Annotated in this window: 16 protein-coding genes; 11 read left to right on the top strand and 5 right to left on the bottom strand. The window is 62.8% G+C overall.

What is annotated here, in order from left to right:
* Positions 1–4 precede the first annotated feature (4 nt).
* Together RCO31_RS05500 and RCO31_RS05495 are read right to left on the bottom strand one after the other, a co-directional pair.
* Positions 5–1,168: a TAXI family TRAP transporter solute-binding subunit gene (locus RCO31_RS05500; protein ID WP_308967230.1), complete on the bottom strand. Its 1,164-nt coding sequence runs from the start codon at positions 1,166–1,168 to the stop codon at positions 5–7.
* A gap of 160 nt (positions 1,169–1,328) precedes the next feature.
* Positions 1,329–2,405 carry a LysR family transcriptional regulator gene (locus tag RCO31_RS05495; RefSeq protein ID WP_308967229.1) on the bottom strand — a complete coding sequence of 359 codons (1,077 nt, stop codon included), beginning with the start codon at positions 2,403–2,405 and terminating at the stop codon, positions 1,329–1,331.
* A gap of 80 nt (positions 2,406–2,485) precedes the next feature.
* On the opposite strand from RCO31_RS05495, the gene RCO31_RS05490 reads away from it, so the two are divergent.
* From RCO31_RS05490 to RCO31_RS05455, 8 genes are all read left to right on the top strand, one after another.
* Positions 2,486–3,751, top strand: a complete 1,266-nt coding sequence (locus RCO31_RS05490) for a GNAT family N-acetyltransferase (RefSeq protein ID WP_308967228.1) — start codon at positions 2,486–2,488, stop codon at positions 3,749–3,751.
* Positions 3,748–4,347: an isochorismatase family cysteine hydrolase gene (locus RCO31_RS05485; RefSeq protein WP_308967227.1), complete on the top strand. Its 600-nt coding sequence runs from the start codon at positions 3,748–3,750 to the stop codon at positions 4,345–4,347. The genes RCO31_RS05490 and RCO31_RS05485 overlap by 4 nt, the downstream gene beginning before the upstream one ends.
* A complete protein-coding gene (locus tag RCO31_RS05480) occupies positions 4,340–4,546 on the top strand; it encodes a hypothetical protein (RefSeq protein WP_308967226.1) in 207 nt (68 codons plus the stop codon). Before RCO31_RS05485 ends, RCO31_RS05480 begins: the two co-directional genes overlap by 8 nt.
* 139 nt (positions 4,547–4,685) lie before the next feature.
* On the top strand, positions 4,686–6,983 hold the full coding sequence (locus RCO31_RS05475; protein ID WP_308967225.1) for a xanthine dehydrogenase family protein molybdopterin-binding subunit: 2,298 nt from the start codon (positions 4,686–4,688) through the stop codon (positions 6,981–6,983).
* Positions 6,980–8,239 (top strand): FAD-binding oxidoreductase, encoded by a 1,260-nt coding sequence (locus tag RCO31_RS05470; RefSeq protein ID WP_308967224.1) that lies wholly within the window; start codon positions 6,980–6,982, stop codon positions 8,237–8,239. The genes RCO31_RS05475 and RCO31_RS05470 overlap by 4 nt, the downstream gene beginning before the upstream one ends.
* 34 nt (positions 8,240–8,273) lie before the next feature.
* Positions 8,274–8,831: a TRAP transporter small permease gene (locus tag RCO31_RS05465; protein ID WP_308967405.1), complete on the top strand. Its 558-nt coding sequence runs from the start codon at positions 8,274–8,276 to the stop codon at positions 8,829–8,831.
* Positions 8,832–8,838: 7 nt separating this feature from the next.
* The gene (locus RCO31_RS05460; RefSeq protein WP_308967223.1) at positions 8,839–10,152 is read left to right on the top strand and encodes a TRAP transporter large permease subunit; all 1,314 of its coding nucleotides are present in this window, start codon (positions 8,839–8,841) and stop codon (positions 10,150–10,152) included.
* Between the two features lie 42 nt (positions 10,153–10,194).
* Positions 10,195–11,172 (top strand): TRAP transporter substrate-binding protein, encoded by a 978-nt coding sequence (locus RCO31_RS05455; RefSeq protein ID WP_308967222.1) that lies wholly within the window; start codon positions 10,195–10,197, stop codon positions 11,170–11,172.
* Between the two features lie 207 nt (positions 11,173–11,379).
* Here RCO31_RS05455 and RCO31_RS05450 read toward each other — a convergent pair whose 3' ends face one another.
* Complete coding sequence (locus RCO31_RS05450; protein ID WP_308967221.1) at positions 11,380–12,357, bottom strand: hypothetical protein; 978 nt, start codon at positions 12,355–12,357, stop codon at positions 11,380–11,382.
* A gap of 127 nt (positions 12,358–12,484) precedes the next feature.
* On the bottom strand, positions 12,485–13,414 hold the full coding sequence (locus RCO31_RS05445) for a transcriptional regulator GcvA (protein WP_308967220.1): 930 nt from the start codon (positions 13,412–13,414) through the stop codon (positions 12,485–12,487).
* 116 nt (positions 13,415–13,530) lie between these two features.
* Between RCO31_RS05445 and RCO31_RS05440 the strand changes: the two genes are divergently transcribed.
* The 3 genes from RCO31_RS05440 to RCO31_RS05430 all read left to right on the top strand — a co-directional run bounded on the left by RCO31_RS05440 (position 13,531) and on the right by RCO31_RS05430 (position 15,438).
* Positions 13,531–13,734, top strand: coding sequence for a DUF1127 domain-containing protein (locus RCO31_RS05440; RefSeq protein ID WP_308967219.1), 204 nt, complete (start codon positions 13,531–13,533; stop codon positions 13,732–13,734).
* An 84-nt stretch (positions 13,735–13,818) separates the two neighbouring features.
* Positions 13,819–14,355, top strand: coding sequence for a GNAT family N-acetyltransferase (locus tag RCO31_RS05435; RefSeq protein ID WP_308967218.1), 537 nt, complete (start codon positions 13,819–13,821; stop codon positions 14,353–14,355).
* Between the two features lie 66 nt (positions 14,356–14,421).
* A complete protein-coding gene (locus RCO31_RS05430; protein WP_308967217.1) occupies positions 14,422–15,438 on the top strand; it encodes an LLM class flavin-dependent oxidoreductase in 1,017 nt (338 codons plus the stop codon).
* On the opposite strand, the gene RCO31_RS05425 is transcribed toward RCO31_RS05430, so the two are convergent.
* Positions 15,420–17,021: a gamma-glutamyltransferase family protein gene (locus RCO31_RS05425; protein ID WP_308967216.1), complete on the bottom strand. Its 1,602-nt coding sequence runs from the start codon at positions 17,019–17,021 to the stop codon at positions 15,420–15,422. The genes RCO31_RS05430 and RCO31_RS05425 overlap by 19 nt on opposite strands.
* Positions 17,022–17,090 lie beyond the last annotated feature (69 nt).

Below are 17,090 nucleotides of genomic sequence, written 5' to 3'. Positions count from 1 at the left end.
CCAGCTATGATGCGAACTCGTTCGGCAGGTTCGCCTTGGACAAAGCGGCATTGCGTGCGGCCATCCAGGCTTCGGTGAACTTTGCCGGATCGGACGGCGGGTTGTTCTTGTTGAAGGTTGCCCATGCGCTCGCGAGCGTTTCCTGCCGTTTCAGCAGAGCGTTGTTGTGTTTCTCCTGGTCGTCGGTCCAGGCGCCGGCCTCCTTGAGTGCCTTCACTGCGCCTTTGTGGATCGGCACCGCCCAGTTCTTGGTTTGCAGCTTCGCCGCCATGCCGGTCGCGCCGGGCGCTCCGTCCTTGTAGACATCATAGCCGTCGATCATCGCCTTGGTGAGGCTATAGATCTCGTCTTCAGGCTGCGTGCTGTAGACCGTGTAGATGGGGTAGGGGTAGTTGCCCATCTCGATCGGCTTGTCCTTCGAAATGCCGGCGCCGCATGTGACGACGTGCTTCTTGTAGAACGGGATGACCTTTTCGAGCCGGGCCCAGCCTTCCTTGTCATTGTGCGGCAGTGCCGGCCAAATGATGCCGCGTGGCGACGTTTCCAGTTCCTTCGCCGGACCGGTGATGGTCGTCGCGAACGCCGCATCGACGTCGTTGTTGACCATTCCCTTCCACATCGCGCCGTAGCTCGAGAATTCGACGATCTTCACGTCCTTGGCGGTCAGGCCGCCGAACGCCAGCATGCCAAGCGCGGTCTGGTTCAGCGCCGGCGCTCCGACCACGAATCCGATGCGCTTGCCCTTGAGGTCGGACATGCGCGTCACGCCGGTGTCCTTGGCGACTCCGAGATTGCCGCCGTTGCAATCGACGGTGGACAGCGTGACCTGCACCGGTTGCGGTCCCCACTCCTTGGTTGCGAATTCGAACACGCCTTCTTGCGCGAAGTAGACGCCGGAGCCCATGCCTGCGACAGCAGCGCGTCCGGTTCGCACCGGCTGCAGGCGCGCCACGTCGTTGCCGGCCGGCAGCACGCGCACGTCGCTGCCGAACTTGTCCTTCATCATCTTGCCGATGGCGACGGTGATGTTGAAACCCGCGGTGCCGGTGTCGTAGGCCGTCATCGTCAGCGTCGGCGGCAGCTTGACCTGTGCATTGGCTTCAGTCGCAATGACCGCAATTCCGGCCAAGGCAACGGACATGGCAAATCGACTGATCTGAGTGATCATCAAGTCCCTCCCGTTGTTGAGTGCCTGGCGCGAATTCTCGCTTGTTGTTGCGCGGGATCATGTCACCGGCCCAACGCGGCTGCAATGGCGCAAATCGCGGCGGCGCATCGCGCCGCAGACTGTACGCTAGCGTTCTACTGAATGAGCGGTTGGGCTGCTGCTATTTTTGCGGTGGCATGCCGAAGCCGGCAAAGCCCTCGAACATGTTGATCAGTGGTCCGCCGGTGTAGAGGCTTTGCAGCCGGTCCGGATGGATGAATTCGTCCCGGAACCAGGGGAAGCGCGCTGGTGCGAACGAGTCGACCAGCCAGTCGATTACACGGCGGATGCGCGGAATCTTGTTCGTGTCCGGATGAAACGCCAGCAGAATATCGAACGAATGCCGGTAACCGACATCGACTGGCACAATGCGGGCGCCGATCGCTGACGCATAGGTTGGCAGCCAGCCGATGCCGGCACCTTTGGCAACCGCCCAGTAGTTGGCGCTGCTGACGTTGTTCAGCATCGTCACGAATCCGGCCTGCGGTATGTGCGAAAACCATTTGACGTAGAGTTCGGATGTCGCCGTCTGGTCTGACGACTGCAGCACGATCTTGTGCTTGGCGAACTCGTCCTCTGTCGTCGGAAGGCCGTAGGTGTCGATGTACGGCAGGCCCGCAAATGGCATGATGTGCAGGCAGCCCAGCTTGACAACCTTCAAATCCGGCGACGTCGGCCTCGACAACTGAATGGAGACGTCGGCTTCGGCCCGCAACACGTCGGCGGATCGCATCATGCAGGAGAGATTCACCTGCAGGTGCGGATACGCGCGTTGGAATTCGATCAGTCGCGGCGTCAGCCAGAACGTGCCGAGCCCTTCGGTGATGTTGATGCGCACTTCACCGGCAAGCAGCGGCCCGGCCTGATCCCTCGCGCGCAGCAAGCCGAACGCGGCCTGCTCCATTTGCTCGGCAGTCGAGAAGATCTGTGCGGCTTCGCTCGTGACTCGTACGCCATCGACATGCCGGGTCAGAAGCTTGAGACCCAGCTCGCGTTCGAGTTCGTCGATCTTGCGACGAAGAACATTGATTGAAATGCCCAGCGATTCCGAAGCGGAACGGAAACTGCCGCGACGGACAATCTCCAGAAACAGCCGAATGCTCTCCCAGTCCGGCGCACGTCCTGCGCTCGTCTGTGAGTGTTCGTCTGGTGAAACACCCCTTTCTGCGACCCGATACAGACGCTTGTCGCTGCTCACACTAGTCTCCGTCGAGCGCTTTCATGGGCCGCGGCAAGCTTTGCAAAGTCCACCCCGGCAGACAACAGGAAAGAGGACAAATGACTGCGCATGATCCTGCAATGGGGCGCGTCGCTGCCCGTCTCAATGAACCGTTGAAACTTCCCGGACACTCGCTCGACGGCATCGACACGCAAAGACTCGCGAAACGCCTCGTTATTTTCACACCCGGCGGCCGTGAAATCGAAGAGCTCGTGGCTCGCGCACGGGTGGCATTGCCTGGGTTGGCGCAAGCATCAGTTGTTCATCGCGTCGTCTCCCACAATCCTGACGCATTGTGGGCGATCGCACGCAAGCGAAACTTCAATTCGGCCGCGCCGAAAGGCGAAGGTTTCCTTGCGTTCCTCCCCCTGAACCACCAGGGCATGCGCAAGCTGATTGCCGGAGAGCTCGACCCTTCCGATCCGGATCTATCACTCGTGACGTCGCAGCATGAGAAGCCCGCAGGTATTTACGTCTGGGCCGCCTTCGCCCCCGGCGTGCTCGTCGGCGGTGTTCCGCTGGCGTTCGAAAAGGTATGGACCCCGACCTATCGAGATGCCGATCTCTATTCCCGCGGCGTTACCGTCGACGGATATCGCTTTCTCGATGCGTTGGGATTCGAGCGCGGTGCAAGCTATGGCGGCGTCACGAACATGCACATGCACATGTTCCGTCGTTCGAGCGCGGCCGAGCGGGAAAAGCATCCGCTGTACGACGGCTACCGTGGCGCGGTTTCACCGACTGCGCTTTCGGTGACCGTCGCCCGCACGATCGAGGATATGATGCGCGTCGTCGCGATGCGTAGCGCCGTCTATATCGGCGAGCAGGAATGTCCGTACGAGGAAGAGTTCGACGGCAACGACTTTTCCGGGACGAACCTTTTGGGTTACGTCGGCGACGAGCCTGCGGGCTGCATCCGCATCCGCTACTTTGCCGATTTCGCCAAGATTGAACGGCTCGCCGTGCGCAAGGAATTTCGTAATACGCGCCTGTCGTTCCAGCTCGTACGCGCTGCAATCGAGCTGTGCCGGACCAAGGGTTATCAGCGGCTCTACGGGCATGCGCAGAGGCGACTGGTGAAATTCTGGAGCAGGTTCGGCTTCGAGGTTCTCGAAGGCGGACGCGAACTCGTGTTCTCGGACTTCGACTATGTCGAGATGGTGATGACCGCGCCGCGGAACGAGAACGCGATCGCCATCGGCCAGGACCCATACGTGGTCATCAGGCCGGAAGGACGCTGGCACCTTCCTGGCGTTCTCGAAGCCTCCAGCAAGCGGGCGGTCTCGCGTCCTTCGGTGGATTCGGTGCGTGAGAAAATCGCGTGAACAAGATCATTCCGCTGCGGGCGTTCACTGATCCGACCCAGATTCCGACGCTGGTGCTGATCGACATGCAGAAGGAATATGTCGCGAGCTCCCGCGCGCTGTCGCTCGAGGGACCCGAGCCCGCGATCGAGAACTGCCGTCGCGCACTGGCTCACGCGCGACTTCGAGGAATTCCGGTGGCGTTCGTGCGCTGGCGCGGCACGTCGCCGTTCTTCAATCCAGCGACGCCCTTCTCGGGGTGGATCGAGGGGTTCGTGCCGACGCGGGACGACGCCGTCTTCGAACGCAGTCGGCCGTCCTGTTATGCGAGTACGCCCTTCGCCGACATGATGGCGTATGCCGGCAACCATGTCGTTCTGGCGGGATTTGCCGGCGAGGCCGCATGTCTCGCTACGGCTATTGATGCATTTCATAAGGGGCAGCGATTGACCTTCCTCGAAGACGCTTCGGCCAGTCACGGCCTCGGGGAATTTGATGCTTCCGAAGTTCATGGGGTCATCTCGAGAATAGTGGAGCTCTACGGCGATGTCTGTTCGACGCAATCTTGGATCGCCTCGACGACAGCAACAGCCACGCGGCATGAATCGCGTGTCTAGCGATCCCCGGGCACTTCTGGATATCGTTTCGCGCCTCGACGAGGTGATCGATGAATTGAGAGATGGCGGGCAGGCGCTATCCGCTCAGTTGGTGGCGATGGCGCGTCTCGAGTTGATGCGGACGGCGCATCACATTTCCGAACACGAGATGGGCGTGCTGCGATCACTGGTCGAAGATAAAGCGCAGATCCCGTCTTGACGAGAGTCCCGGTTCTGGCGGCCGCATCACTTGCCGCAGGCTTGTCGGCGAGCGGACAACACGGCGACGAAGGTGTGGTTTGCCGCGCAGCGCAGATAATGATTAAACGGCCCTGGTAATTTTGCGGAAGCCGCTGCGCGTGACGACCATCGGGACATCGATTGCACGCCTTGACGAACGGAAGCTGCTGACGGGCAGCGGCCGGTTTACTGCGGACGTCTGGCCCGCCAATGCGGCGCACGCCGTGTTCGTGCGTTCGCCGCATGCGCATGCCCGCATCGTATCGATTGATATCGATGCCGCGCGTCGTGCGCCCGGCGTGCGCGCGGTTCTGACCGCCGCGGACGCCAAGGCCGATGGTCTCGGAGAGCTGATTTGTCCAACCAGCCTGCCGGGCCACGCTCTGGTCGACCCACACCGATCGATTCTCGCGGATAACAACGTACGTTTCACGGGCGAAGCAGTGGCGTGCATCGTCGCCGACACGCTGGCGCAGGCGGCGGATGCGGCGGAACTGATCGTCGTCGACTACCAGCCGCTCGCATCTGTGACGGACACCGGCCGCGCCGTCGGCGGAGCGCAAATCTGGCCGCAGGCACAGGACAACATCTCCTTCGAGTGGTCCACCGGCGATCTTGCTGCGACCGAGCAGGCATTCGCGGAGGCTGCGCGTGTCGTCAGCCTTGATATCGTCAACAACCGCGTTGCGGTGGCACCGATCGAGATGCGCTGCGCGTGGGGACGCTACGACGCAAGCGAAGACCGCTATCTCCTGCACACGCCGAGTCAGGGCGTGTTCTTCATTCGTGACTGCCTTGCCGAACAGGTTTTCCACGTCGCGCCCGAACGGATCGATGTTGTGACAGGTGATGTCGGTGGCGCGTTTGGCATGAAGATCGTGCCGTATCCAGAGCACGCCTGCGTGCTTTGGGCCGCGAAAGTTACAGGCCGGCCAGTGGTCTGGATCTCCGAGCGTGGCGAATCCTTTCTGACCGACACTCACGCGCGCGATCATGTGACGCGCGCTTCGCTGGCGCTGGACACCAAGGGCCGTATCCTGGCACTGAAGCACGACGTGATTGCCAATCTCGGCGCCTATCTGTCGGCGGTGTCGCCGACCGTGCCGACGCTCGGCTACGCCAAGATGGCGCCAAGCGTGTATGCCGTGCCGGTCATGCATGTTCGTGTGCGCGGCGTGTTCACCAATACCGCGCCGACGGACGCCTATCGCGGCGCTGGCAAGCCGGAGGCGCTGTTCGTGCTGGAACGCCTCATCGACACGGCCGCGCGCGATATGGGTATCGATCCGGCGCAGTTGCGGCGGCGCAACCTGATCGGCGCGAAGATGCTGCCTTACAAGACCGCGGCAGGACAAACCTATGACGCCGGCGACTTTGCGGCGGCGCTGAACGAGGCGCTCAAGCTCGGCGACAAGCTCGGCTTCGAGAAGCGCCGCAAGCGGTCGGCAAAAGCCGGTCGCCTGCGCGGCTTGGGTTGTTCGTTCTATATTCATGGGACCGGCGGCGATCCGGACGAAACCAGCAAGGTCGTGGCCGAATCATCCGGCGTGCTGGCCGCCTACACCAGCCGGCAGGATTCCGGTCAGGGCCATCGCACCGTCTATGCCCAGATTCTCGCGGACCGGTTCGGCATTCCGATCGACCGCATCGACGTTCGTCAGGGTGACAGTCGCACGGTGCTGCCCGGTGGCGGTACCGGCGGTTCGTCCTCGCTGATCATCGGCGGTGTTGCCATGATCGCGGCCGGCGCAGCGATGATCGAGAAGGCGAGGGAGCTTGCCGCACGCGAGCTGGAGGTCGCTGCACCCGACCTGGAATATCGCGACGGCGCCTTTGTGGTGAAGGGAACGGACGTGCGGCTCGACCTGTTCGAACTCGCCGCGCGCGCGCCGCAACCGCTGGAAGGGCTGGCGAAGTTCGCCGAGAACAATGCCAGTTATCCCTATGGCTGCCAGATCGCGGAGGTGGAAATCGATCCGGAGACCGGCGCGGTCGAGATCGTCAGCTACCTCTCGGTGGACGATCTCGGTCAGCTGATACATCCTGCCATGGCGACAGCCCAGCTTGTCGGCGGAATTGTGCAGGGGCTCGGACAGGCGCTCTATGAACATGTCCGGTATGACCCGGATAGCGGCCAGCTCACGACCGCGTCGTTCATGGATTACACGCTGCCGCATGCAGATGATGTGCCGTCGATCAACGTCGCTTTCATCGGGACCGCAACCAAGAACAACAGCCTGGGCGTAAAGGGGGCGGGTGAATGCGGAACGATGGGCGCGGCGCCGACCGTCATCAACGCTGTCGTCGATGCGCTGGCTGCGCACGGCGTGCGTCATCTCGACATGCCGGCGACGCCGGAAAAGATCTGGCAGGCCCTGCAGAAGCCGCCACCCGCGTTTGATGCGGACAAGGCATGAGCAGCAACGACAAGAAGCCTGTCGTCGTGATCGGCGGCGGCATCATGGGGCTCTCTGCCGCGATCTGGTTATTGCGCAGCGGACGGGCCGTCACCCTCATCGATCCGGGCATCGCCCGCAGGCCTGCAAGCTTCGGCAATGCCGGCGTGCTTGCCGCATGCTCGGTCGTCCCGGTGACGGCGCCCGGCTTGATCGCGAAGATACCGATGCTTCTGCTCGATCCCAACTCGCCGTTGTTCGTGCGCTGGAGCTACCTGCCGAAACTGGCACCGTGGCTGGTTCGCTATCTCAAACACGCCAATGCGGCCGACACCGCACGCATCTCGAAAGGCCTCGCGCAGCTCACGCGCGACACCTATGCCCAGCACAAGGCGCTGGCCGGCGGCACACCGGCCGAACGCTGGCTGCAGAGTTCGGGATACTTCTTTGCCTACCGGTCGCGCGCGGCCTTCGAGGCGGATGCATTCGCCTGGCAGCTGCGACGCGAGGCGGGTTTCATCTGGCAGGAATTCGAGGGCGCGGCGTTACGTGATGTCGATCCGGCGCTCGGTTCGAAGGTCGGTCTCGGCATCCTGGTGAAGGACCATGGTTTCGTGCTCAGTCCCGGCGGCTACGTCGCCGACCTTCGCGAGGTTGCCGCCTCGCTCGGCGCGAGCGCGCTCGCTGCCGAGGCGCGTGCGTTCCGGTTTGAGGCCGATGGAGCGCTGCAGGCCGTCGTCACCACCGACGGCGAGATCGAGACCGACGCAGCGGTGGTTGCCACGGGCGCATGGTCGAAGATGCTGACCGCACAGCTTGGTCTGAATGTGCCGCTCGAGTCAGAGCGCGGCTATCACGTGATGCTGTACGGCGCGTCGTTGAAGCCGCGGCAACCGACATCGGTGATCAGCGGCAAGTTTGTCGCAACGCCGATGGCCGACGGAGTGCGTTGTGCCGGCATCGTCGAGTTCGGCGGCCTCGATCTTCCACCGCACAAGCCGCCGATCGAGCTGATGCTGCGGCAGGTGAAAGACGCGTTTCCCGCACTGACCTTCACCCACTACGACGAATGGCTGGGGCATCGGCCGGCCCCGAGCGACAGCCTGCCGCTGATCGGCGAGGTTCCGCGCCATCGCGGCATATTCCTTGCCTTCGGTCATCATCATGTGGGGCTGACCACCGGGCCGAAAACCGGGCGGCTGCTCGCGGCTCTGGTCAATGGCGAGACGCCCGAACTTGATATGACGCCCTATACGCCGGCGCGGTTCGCTGCTTAGGATAGAGCAAGGGAGAGGGAGTTGATCGGTGCGAATGCTTGCTAGGCTGGTGCGCAGCCTGCTCGATGGGCTTTATCTGGGCGCCGGCTGGCTTGCCGGCCTGTTCCTGATCGTCATCTTCCTTCTGATGATGGCCTTGTCGGCAGGACGCAAGTTCGGTCTCAACGTTCCCGCCGGCGATGATTTCGCTGCCTGGTCGATGGCTGCGATGGCGTTTCTCGGGCTCGCGCACACGTTCAAATCCGGCGAGATGATCCGCGTCGGTTTGCTGATTGATCGCCTGCACGGTCGTACGCGTCAGGTCGTCGAGGTGGTGGCGCTGCTTATGGGCATCATCTTTGTCGGCTACTTCGCCTGGCATGCGCTGAACTTCACCTACTACTCCTGGTTGACAAACGAGGTTGCGACCGGCGTCGTTCCGCTGAAAATGTGGATTCCACAGCTTGGCTATTCGGGCGGACTCGCGATCCTGACCATCGCCATGGTGGACGAGCTTGTCCACGTGCTCGCCGGCCACCGGCCGCGCTACGAAAAGGAGCCGCCGAAGACGGCCGAAGAAGCCGTCGAACGCGCCGCCGCGAGCGCTGTGTGAGGGTCTGATGGCAGGCGCACAGCTTCTCGAGATCGCGGCGCTTCTGTTCGCCGTGCTTGCAGGTTTTCTGGCCGGCGGCGTCTGGATCGCCGTCAGCCTGCTCGCGGTCGGTTGGCTTGGCATGCTGTTCGTCGGCGGCATCCCGGCAGGCTCCGTGCTTGCGACGACGGTTTGGGGCAACAGCGCGTCGTGGGAGCTTGCCGCGCTGCCGCTGTTCATCTGGATGGGTGAGATCCTGTTCCGGACGAGACTGTCGGAGGAAATGTTTCGCGGGCTTGCGCCATGGCTCGGTTGGGTGCCGGGGCGGCTGATGCATGTCAACGTGATCGCATCGGGCCTGTTCGGCTCGGTGTCGGGATCGTCTGCGGCGACCTGCGCGACGGTCGCCAAGATCGCGCTGCCGGAGCTGAAGCGGCGCGGCTACGACGAAAAGCTCAGCCTCGGTTCGCTCGCTGGCGCCGGCACCCTCGGCATTCTGATTCCGCCCTCGATCACCATGGTGGTCTACGCAGTCGCGGCGAACGTCTCGATCATTCAGGTCTTTCTCGCCGGCTTCATCCCGGGTCTGCTGGTGATGACGCTGTATTCGGGATACATCGCCATCTGGTCGATCGCCAACAGCGCCAAGATGCCGCCGGCCGAGCCGCGCATGAGCTTCGGGGAGAAGCTGAAGGAGTCGACCAACCTCATCCCGCTGGCGCTCTTGATCCTGCTCGTCTTCGGCGTGCTGCTGACCGGTTGGGCGTCCGCGACCGAATGCGCAGCCTGGGGCGTCCTCGGCGCTCTTGCGATCGCGTGGTGGGGTGGCTCGCTGAATGGCTCGGCGTTCTGGCAGAGCGTGATGGGCGCGACGCGCACCACCTGCATGATCATGCTGATCCTCGCCGGCGCAGCTTTCATGAAGCAGTCGATGGGATATACGGGCATCCCGGTCGCGCTTGCAAACTGGGTCGATAATCTCGAGCTCAGCCCTTATGCGCTGATCGCTGCACTGACCGTCATGTACATTGTGCTCGGCACTGCGCTGGACGGCATCTCGATGATCGTTTTGACCACGGCGGTGGTGCTGCCGATGGTGCAAAAGGCCGGCTTCGATCTGGTCTGGTTCGGGATTTTCGTGGTGCTGATCGTCGAGATGGCGGAGGTGTCACCGCCGGTCGGCTTCAACCTCTTTGTGCTGCAGACCATGAGCGGCAAGGATTCCAATACGGTTGCGCTTGCCGCGCTGCCGTTCTTCTTCCTGCTCGTCGCAGCCGTCGCGATCATCACGATCTTCCCGCAACTCGTGATGTGGCTGCCAAAGTATGTCTTTCCCGGTTAGCCGGGCGAGCTAAGATCGGGCCAATCCAAAAGGGAGCATCCAATGATCAACCGCAGAATCGTTCTTGCTACCGCGGCCTGTCTTGCCGCCGGCATTGGCGCGGCAAGCGCGCAAACGACCTGGAATCTGCCCGCCGGCTATCCCGCCAACAATCCGCATTCGGAGAACCTGGTGGCGTTCGCCAAGGATGTGGAAACCGCGACCAACGGCAAGCTGAAGATCGTGGTGCATGCCAATGCATCATTGTTCAAGGCGCCGGAAATCAAGCGCGCGGTCGCGACCGGACAGGCGCAGATGGGCGAGGTGCTGCTGTCGATCCATGAGAACGAAGATCCGATCTTCGGCGTTGACGTGGTGCCGTTTCTTGCCACGAGCTATCCGGAGGCGATGAAGCTTTACAAGGCATCAAAGCCAGCGGTCGAAAAGAAGCTCGCCGCACAGGGTCTGATGCTGCTGTTCGCCGTGCCGTGGGCGCCGCAAGGCATCTACGCCAAGAAGGACCTGAACTCGATCGCCGACATGAAAGGCCTGAAGTGGCGCGCCTACAACGTCGGGACGACGCGCATCGGCGAACTGGTCGGGGCGCAGTCGGTGACGGTCCAGGCCGCCGAGCTGCCGCAGGCGCTCGCCACCGGCATCGTTGACTCCTTCATCTCGTCCGGCGGAACGGGCTACGACACCAAGGTCTGGGAGACGCTTACACACTTTTACGATGCGCAGGCGTGGTTGCCGAAGAACTTCATCTTCGTCAACAAGGCGGCGCTCGACGCGCTCGACAAGCCGACGCAGGAGGCCATTCTGAAGGCAGCGGCGACTGCCGAGACGCGCGGCTGGAAAGCCTGGGAGGACAAGTCCAACTGGTATCTTGGCGAGCTCAAGGCCAAGGGCATGAAGGTGCAGCCGCCCAGCACCGAATTGAAGGATGGCTTCAAGAAGATCGGCGAGCAGCTGACCGAAGACTGGCTGAAGAAGGCCGGCGCCGATGGCAAGGCGCTTGTGGATGCCTATAAGAAGATGTGAGCGACATCCGGGCGGCGGCGCATCACGCCGTCGCCCGTCGCCCGTCGTCCGGGCTGAACGCACGAGCGGCGTGTTCAATTGGCGCGCGTCCGCTGCTGGCCATCGCAAAACTTGACCATAGCTGGTTTTCGAACCGCTATGCTTGGTCCTGACGATTCATCGAGTCACCGTCCGCACAAGGCTTCGCCAGCCCGATCGCAGACCGGGTCAGCCGTCCTGATCCGCATCGTGCAGCGAAGCCTTCGCATGACGTGGCCGTGGCGTCTCCGCTGCATGATCCGCAGGGCGATCGGGGCGGGCATTCGATTCAAAGCTCTCTTCGTCGGGGCCGGACATGGCGGACGACACGGCGTCATCGATGGCGTCAGCTTGAAACGAGCTCGATTCAACAAACGCACGGCCGGGCGGTTCGGCTCGAACATCGTGCTCGGTGTGCTGCACTTTCAGTTCAGCCACCGCCTCGCGCGACATTCGCACAGCGCGCGGTGTTCGCTTCATGCGTGGAGCATCTGTCCGCTTCGGTGCCGCCTCGTTGCCGGCGGTCGTCTTCGGCGCCGTCTCAACGCGTCGCGGGGCTGCCTTCCTGGCGGCTTTCTTCTTTGGCGACTTGGACTGCGCCTGCGGCAGTTTGGATTTTGCGGCGACCTTCTTCGGAGTCTTGGCCCTCCGAGGCTTGTTCTTCAGAGTTTTGTTGTTCGAGGTTTTGCTCTTCGCCGGCCTGCTCGATGTCTTGCTTTTTGAGGTCTTGCTCGCCGCAGCTCGCTTCGCCTTTTCGCCTGCCTTCGTCTTGCTCGGGGCCGAGGTCTTTGCCTTTCGCCGTGCTTTGACGGGGCGCCGCGTCGTGCCGGTTCGCGCGCCTTTCTTCACCGCTCGCTTCTTGACGGACGGGCGCTTGGCGGTCTGCGCCACGGCGGCGATGACCTCGACGATGTCGTCGATCGTCGACTTGCCTGAAAGCCCGGCCTTATTGAAATGCCGTTGGCGCAAGCCAAGCCGTTTCAGCGCCGGCCAGGCGAGCAACGCGCGGATCAGCGCGCCACGCCGTTTGCCGCCTGCCGCGTAGCGTTTGATCTTGCGCTTGGCGCTGAAGTCGGCCTGCGGAAGATCCGTGTGCGCGGCAATGCACGCGATGACTTCGCTTGCGACCGTGCCTGTGGCAGCTTTGCTGCGAGAATGCTTTGCCATGTGCCTTCGCCTGAATCGAACGGTGCAAGCCTTCTATCCGAGCGAATCTACCCTCCGCGGGTGGCGACTGTCCAAAGCAGATTGTTGCCTGTCACCAGGAAAACGCGACCTCTTCGACAGGCGGTCGCTACGCTCTCTTGAGCATCGGCTGAACGGGAACCTGCTTGTCGCGCTGGGCGGTGGCGAGCAGCCACTCGCGGAACGCAGCGATTTTCGGCGTGTCAGCCGACGCTTCCGGGCACACGAGATAGAAGCCGACATCGATCGGCAGCGTCACGTCGAATGGCGCAACCAGCCGTCCTGCCGCAAGATCGCTCTCGACGAATGCGGTTCGTCCGACGGCGACGCCAAGCCCGTCGATCGCCGCCTGAACAGTCATGAAGATCATGTCGAAGGTCAGCGATGGCTGCTTGAGGATGTCCAACGGCTCGCCGGCGGCCGTCAGCCAGAGTCGCCAGTCGTCTTCCATGTCGTGGCTGGAATAGAGCAGCGTGTGTTTCTTGAGATCTTCCGGCGCCCTGATGGGGTGTTTGCCCGTCAGTAAAACGGGGCTGCAAACCGGAAACAGCTCTTCGGCCATCAGCCAGTCCGAGCGCAGGCCCGCCCATTTGCCATGGCCGTAGCGGATTCCAACATCCACGCCATCGCGCGAGAAATCGGCCAATTCGGTCGAGGTGGTCACCCGCACATCGATCGCCGGATGCAATTGCTGGAAGCGGGACAGGCGTGGCATCAGCCATTTGGCGGCGAATGAGGCGATCGTGGTGACGATCAGCGCGTTTTCGCTCTCCTTGCGCTTCAACCGTTCGGTGGCCAGCCGCAGGTCCTGAAACGCTGCGCGTATACCTGGCAGGTAATCGCGCGCTTCGGCCGTCAGCGTCAAAGTGCGATTCTGACGGATGAACAGGCGCAAGCCCAGTTCCTCCTCGAGCCGCTTGATCTGATGACTGATCGCCGTCTGCGTGACGTTCAGCTCCTCGGCAGCCTTCGTAAAACTCAGATGCCGCGCGGCGGCTTCGAATGCGCGCAAGCCGTTGAGGGACGGGAGACGTGACATCTCCATGACTCCGATGCATGAAATTATCTCATAGATTCGGGGACAAAGTGTCGTTTGTCAACTGACAGAATCTGGCAGAGGTTGCTGCTAACAGGTAGTCAAAGGAGATTTCTGCCATGACCACATATACCGTCCCTACCCTGATAAATAGTCATGAATCTGGTTTCTTCCGCGGTGCTCTCGCGATACTTCGGAGCTGGAGCGAGCGGGCGCGGGCCCGACGGGAACTTTCGCGCTGGAGCGAGCGGGATCTGCATGACATCGGCCTGTCCTGGTCGACCATCGCCGAGGAAGTGAACAAGCCATTCTGGCGCGCCTGACCGGCTGCAGAGAGCGGCACGATGATTCCTCTACACGACCTGCGCCAGTTCGCGGACGTTCTGCAGTTGTGGAGGGGCAGGGCGATGACCGTTCGCTTCGTCGAGCCGAGCGATATCGAGCCGCTGCGCCGCTATTTCGGCGGGCTCTCGTCCCAGTCGCATTACAACAGATTTCTCGGTGCGACGCGCGGCGTGCCGCCATCGGAGTTTGAACGGATGCTGCGCACCGGCGAGGCGCACCACTTCGCGGTGCTCGCCGAGTTCGGTGCGGCCGATGCAAGGACGATCATCGGCGAAGCGCGCTATGCCCTTGACCCTCAGGCGCAGGCCGTCGAGGTCGGTATTTCCGTTGCCGACGACTGGCACGGACATGGCGTGGGTTCGGCGCTGCTTGCCAATCTGGAATGCCGCGCCGTGGCGATCGGCGCCGCGGTGATTTTTGGCGACGCGCTGCCAACGAATCGTGAAATGCTTGGGCTTGCCCGCAGGCGCGGCTACCGTCTCACCCACCCACCGGGCGACTGGAAGCTCGTGCGGTTCACCAGGGATATTCGCATCGCGCAGGACGTGCCGTGTGCGCGGTCCAGCCGTGCGGTGCCGCTGCTTGCCGCCGCTGGCTAAAGCGAAAGCCTCTTCTTATAGTTCCGATCAAAGCCGGATAACGGAACAGAAGACGGGGAGGGGCGGATGCGGTTTGGCCTGTTCGACCACATGGACCGGTCCGGCGAGGACACAGCCGTCCAATACGAAAACCGCCTGCAGATTCTCGAAGCCTGCGACCGTGCCGGTTTCTATGGCTACCATCTTGCCGAGCACCACGGCACGCCGCTTGGGCTCGCGCCTTCGCCGAGCGTGTTTCTTGCTGCCGCCGCGCAGCGGACCAGGTCATTGCGCCTCGGTGCGCTGGTCTTCACGCTGAGCCTCTATCATCCTTTGCGCATCCTGGACGAAATCTGCATGCTCGATCACTTGAGCAAGGGACGGCTCGATGTCGGTATCGGTCGCGGCATCTCGCCGATCGAACTCGGCTTCTTCGACGTCGATCCAGCGGATGCGCCCGACATCTTCCAGGAAGTGACGGAAATCCTCTTCAGAGGCTTCACCTGCGACGTCCTTAGCCACCGTGGCAAGCACTACAGTTTCGAGAATGTGCCGATCCCATTGCACCCCCTTCAGCAGCCGATGCCGCCGCTCTGGTACGGTCTCGGTCGGCCGGAGAGTCTCGACTGGGTTGCCGAGCGTGGCATCAACATCATCGGCAACGGCCCGGCTGCCATGGCGCGGAAGGTCACGGACCGCTACCGGTCCATCTGGCAGGCGTCGGGAAGGAGCGACCACACACTGCCGATGATGGGGATGAGCCGGCACATGATCATCGCCGAAACCGATGCGGAGGCGCGCGCACTGGCACGCCCTGCCTACCAGCAATGGATCGACAACCTGCTGCTCCTTTGGCGCCAGCACAATGTCAAGCCCACCACAAACTTCCCCGAGGATTTCGAGGCTGCCGACGCAGCCGGTGTCTGCCTGGTCGGATCGCTCGCCACGGTCCGCGACAAGCTGCGCGCGCAGGTCAGCGAAGCCGGCGTCAACTATCTCCTGTGCCGTGTGGCGTTCGGCAACCTGCCGAAGGACGCCTCGCTGAGGACGATCGAGCTGGTGCGCCGGGAGATCATGCCGATGTATTACATCCCGACCGGATAGCCATCCTTGCGATGATCAGATGCGGCGAGATAGCCACCGTCGATCTTCAGTGCGAACTGGCCGCAGCCGAACTCGGTATCAAAGCGCGGCGCGACGACGATCTTGTGGCCGCGCGCCTTCAGGCCCTCGATCGTTTGCTTCGGAAAATTCCATTCCACGGCGACGGTCGAATTGTCGTCCTGCACGCGCCAGCGCGGCGCGTCGCTCGCGGCCTGCGGGTTCTGCCCGTGGTCGGCGATGCGCGACACGATCTGCAGATGGCCCTGCGCCTGCATCGATCCGCCCATCACGCCGAAGCTCATCAACGGCGCGCCGCCCTTCGTCACGAAACCGGGGATGATGGTGTGGAACGGCCGTTTGCCGGGGCCGACCTGATTGGGATGGCCCTGTTTCAGGTTGAACCCGAAGGCGCGGTTCTGCAGGGCGATGCCGGTGTTCGGCACGACGACGCCGGAGCCGAAGCCTTTGAAGTTCGACTGGATGAACGACACCATCATGCCGTCCTTGTCGGCGGCGGTCAGGTACACGGTGCCACCGTTGATCGGTGAACCGGCGCGTGCAGGCGACGCGCGGTCGATATCGATCAGCGTCGCACGCTTGTGCAGGTAGGCCGGATCGAGCAGGTGGCCGGCGGTCACGTTGCGCATCGCGTCGGGATCGCCGACATACTCGCTCATGTCGGCGATCGCCAGCTTGATCGCCTCGATCTTCAGATGCTGCGCGAGCGGTCCGTCGGCGTCTTGGGGATCGATGTTGAAGTTGTCGAGGATGCCGAGCGCAATCAGCGCGCCGATGCCCTGACCGTTCGGCCCGATCTCGTGCAACGTCACGTCGCGGTAGTTCATCGAGATCGGTTCGACCCAGTCAGGCCTGTGGGCGGCAAGATCGGCTTCCTCGATCAGGCCGCCAGTATTGCGCGCGTGGGCGGCGATCGCCGCAGCCAGTTCGCCGTGATAGAAGTCGTCGCCCTTGCTTTCGGCGATGCGCGTGAGCGTTCGCGCCTGGCCGGGACAAATGAACTTTTCGCCGGGCAGCGGTGCGCGGCCCTGTGGTGCGAAGGCCTCGCGATAGCCCGGCTGCGGCAGCAGGTCGGCGACCTGTGCCTGCCACTGCCGCTGTACCGTCGGCGAAACAAGATAGCCGTCTGTCGCATAGCGGATCGCCGGCTCGAACAGGTCGGCAAACGGCAGCTTGCCGAACTTCTCCGACACGGTGCGCCAGGCGGACACAGTGCCTGGAACTGTCACCGAGTCCCAACCCCGCATCGGCATGCTGTCGCGCCCTTTGAAGTGCTCAGCGGTCATCCGTTTCGGCGCGCGTCCCGACGCATTCAGCCCGTGCAGCTTGCCGTCCGCCCAGATCAGCGCGAAGGCGTCGCCGCCGATGCCATTTTGGCACGGCTCGACCACCGTCAGGGTGATCGCCGTGGCAAGCGCCGCATCGACAGCGTTGCCGCCGCGCAGATACATCGACAGGCCCGCGGCGGACGCCAGCGGTTGCGATGTGCTGACGACATTCTCCGCCAGGAGCGGCATGCGCTGCGAGACGTAGGGAAACGACCAGAACGAGGATTTCAGTGTCATAGGACTTCCTTTGCGGGCGCGGAGACTATCCGATTTCTCATCCGGAGTCCCGGGCTGGCCCGAAACTCA

It is taken from the genome of Bradyrhizobium sp. LHD-71 (genome assembly GCF_031157255.1).
In the GTDB taxonomy this organism is placed as follows: Bacteria; Pseudomonadota; Alphaproteobacteria; order Rhizobiales; family Xanthobacteraceae; genus P52-10.
Note: the sequence above shows the minus strand (reverse complement) of the source record. Positions and strands in the feature narration are given on the sequence as shown.

Excerpts from the sequence above, each read along its gene's own strand:
- RCO31_RS05445 (WP_308967220.1), bottom strand. The coding sequence starts at position 13,414 with ATGTCACGTCTCCCGTCCCTCAACGGCTTGCGCGCATTCGAAGCCGCC.
- RCO31_RS05450 (WP_308967221.1), bottom strand. The coding sequence starts at position 12,357 with ATGGCAAAGCATTCTCGCAGCAAAGCTGCCACAGGCACGGTCGCAAGC.
- RCO31_RS05465 (WP_308967405.1), top strand. The coding sequence starts at position 8,274 with ATGCTTGCTAGGCTGGTGCGCAGCCTGCTCGATGGGCTTTATCTGGGC.
- RCO31_RS05430 (WP_308967217.1), top strand. The coding sequence starts at position 14,422 with ATGCGGTTTGGCCTGTTCGACCACATGGACCGGTCCGGCGAGGACACA.
- RCO31_RS05470 (WP_308967224.1), top strand. The coding sequence starts at position 6,980 with ATGAGCAGCAACGACAAGAAGCCTGTCGTCGTGATCGGCGGCGGCATC.
- RCO31_RS05460 (WP_308967223.1), top strand. The coding sequence starts at position 8,839 with ATGGCAGGCGCACAGCTTCTCGAGATCGCGGCGCTTCTGTTCGCCGTG.
- RCO31_RS05500 (WP_308967230.1), bottom strand. The coding sequence starts at position 1,168 with ATGATCACTCAGATCAGTCGATTTGCCATGTCCGTTGCCTTGGCCGGA.
- RCO31_RS05440 (WP_308967219.1), top strand. The coding sequence starts at position 13,531 with ATGACCACATATACCGTCCCTACCCTGATAAATAGTCATGAATCTGGT.
- RCO31_RS05455 (WP_308967222.1), top strand. The coding sequence starts at position 10,195 with ATGATCAACCGCAGAATCGTTCTTGCTACCGCGGCCTGTCTTGCCGCC.
- RCO31_RS05435 (WP_308967218.1), top strand. The coding sequence starts at position 13,819 with ATGACCGTTCGCTTCGTCGAGCCGAGCGATATCGAGCCGCTGCGCCGC.
- RCO31_RS05425 (WP_308967216.1), bottom strand. The coding sequence starts at position 17,021 with ATGACACTGAAATCCTCGTTCTGGTCGTTTCCCTACGTCTCGCAGCGC.
- RCO31_RS05490 (WP_308967228.1), top strand. The coding sequence starts at position 2,486 with ATGACTGCGCATGATCCTGCAATGGGGCGCGTCGCTGCCCGTCTCAAT.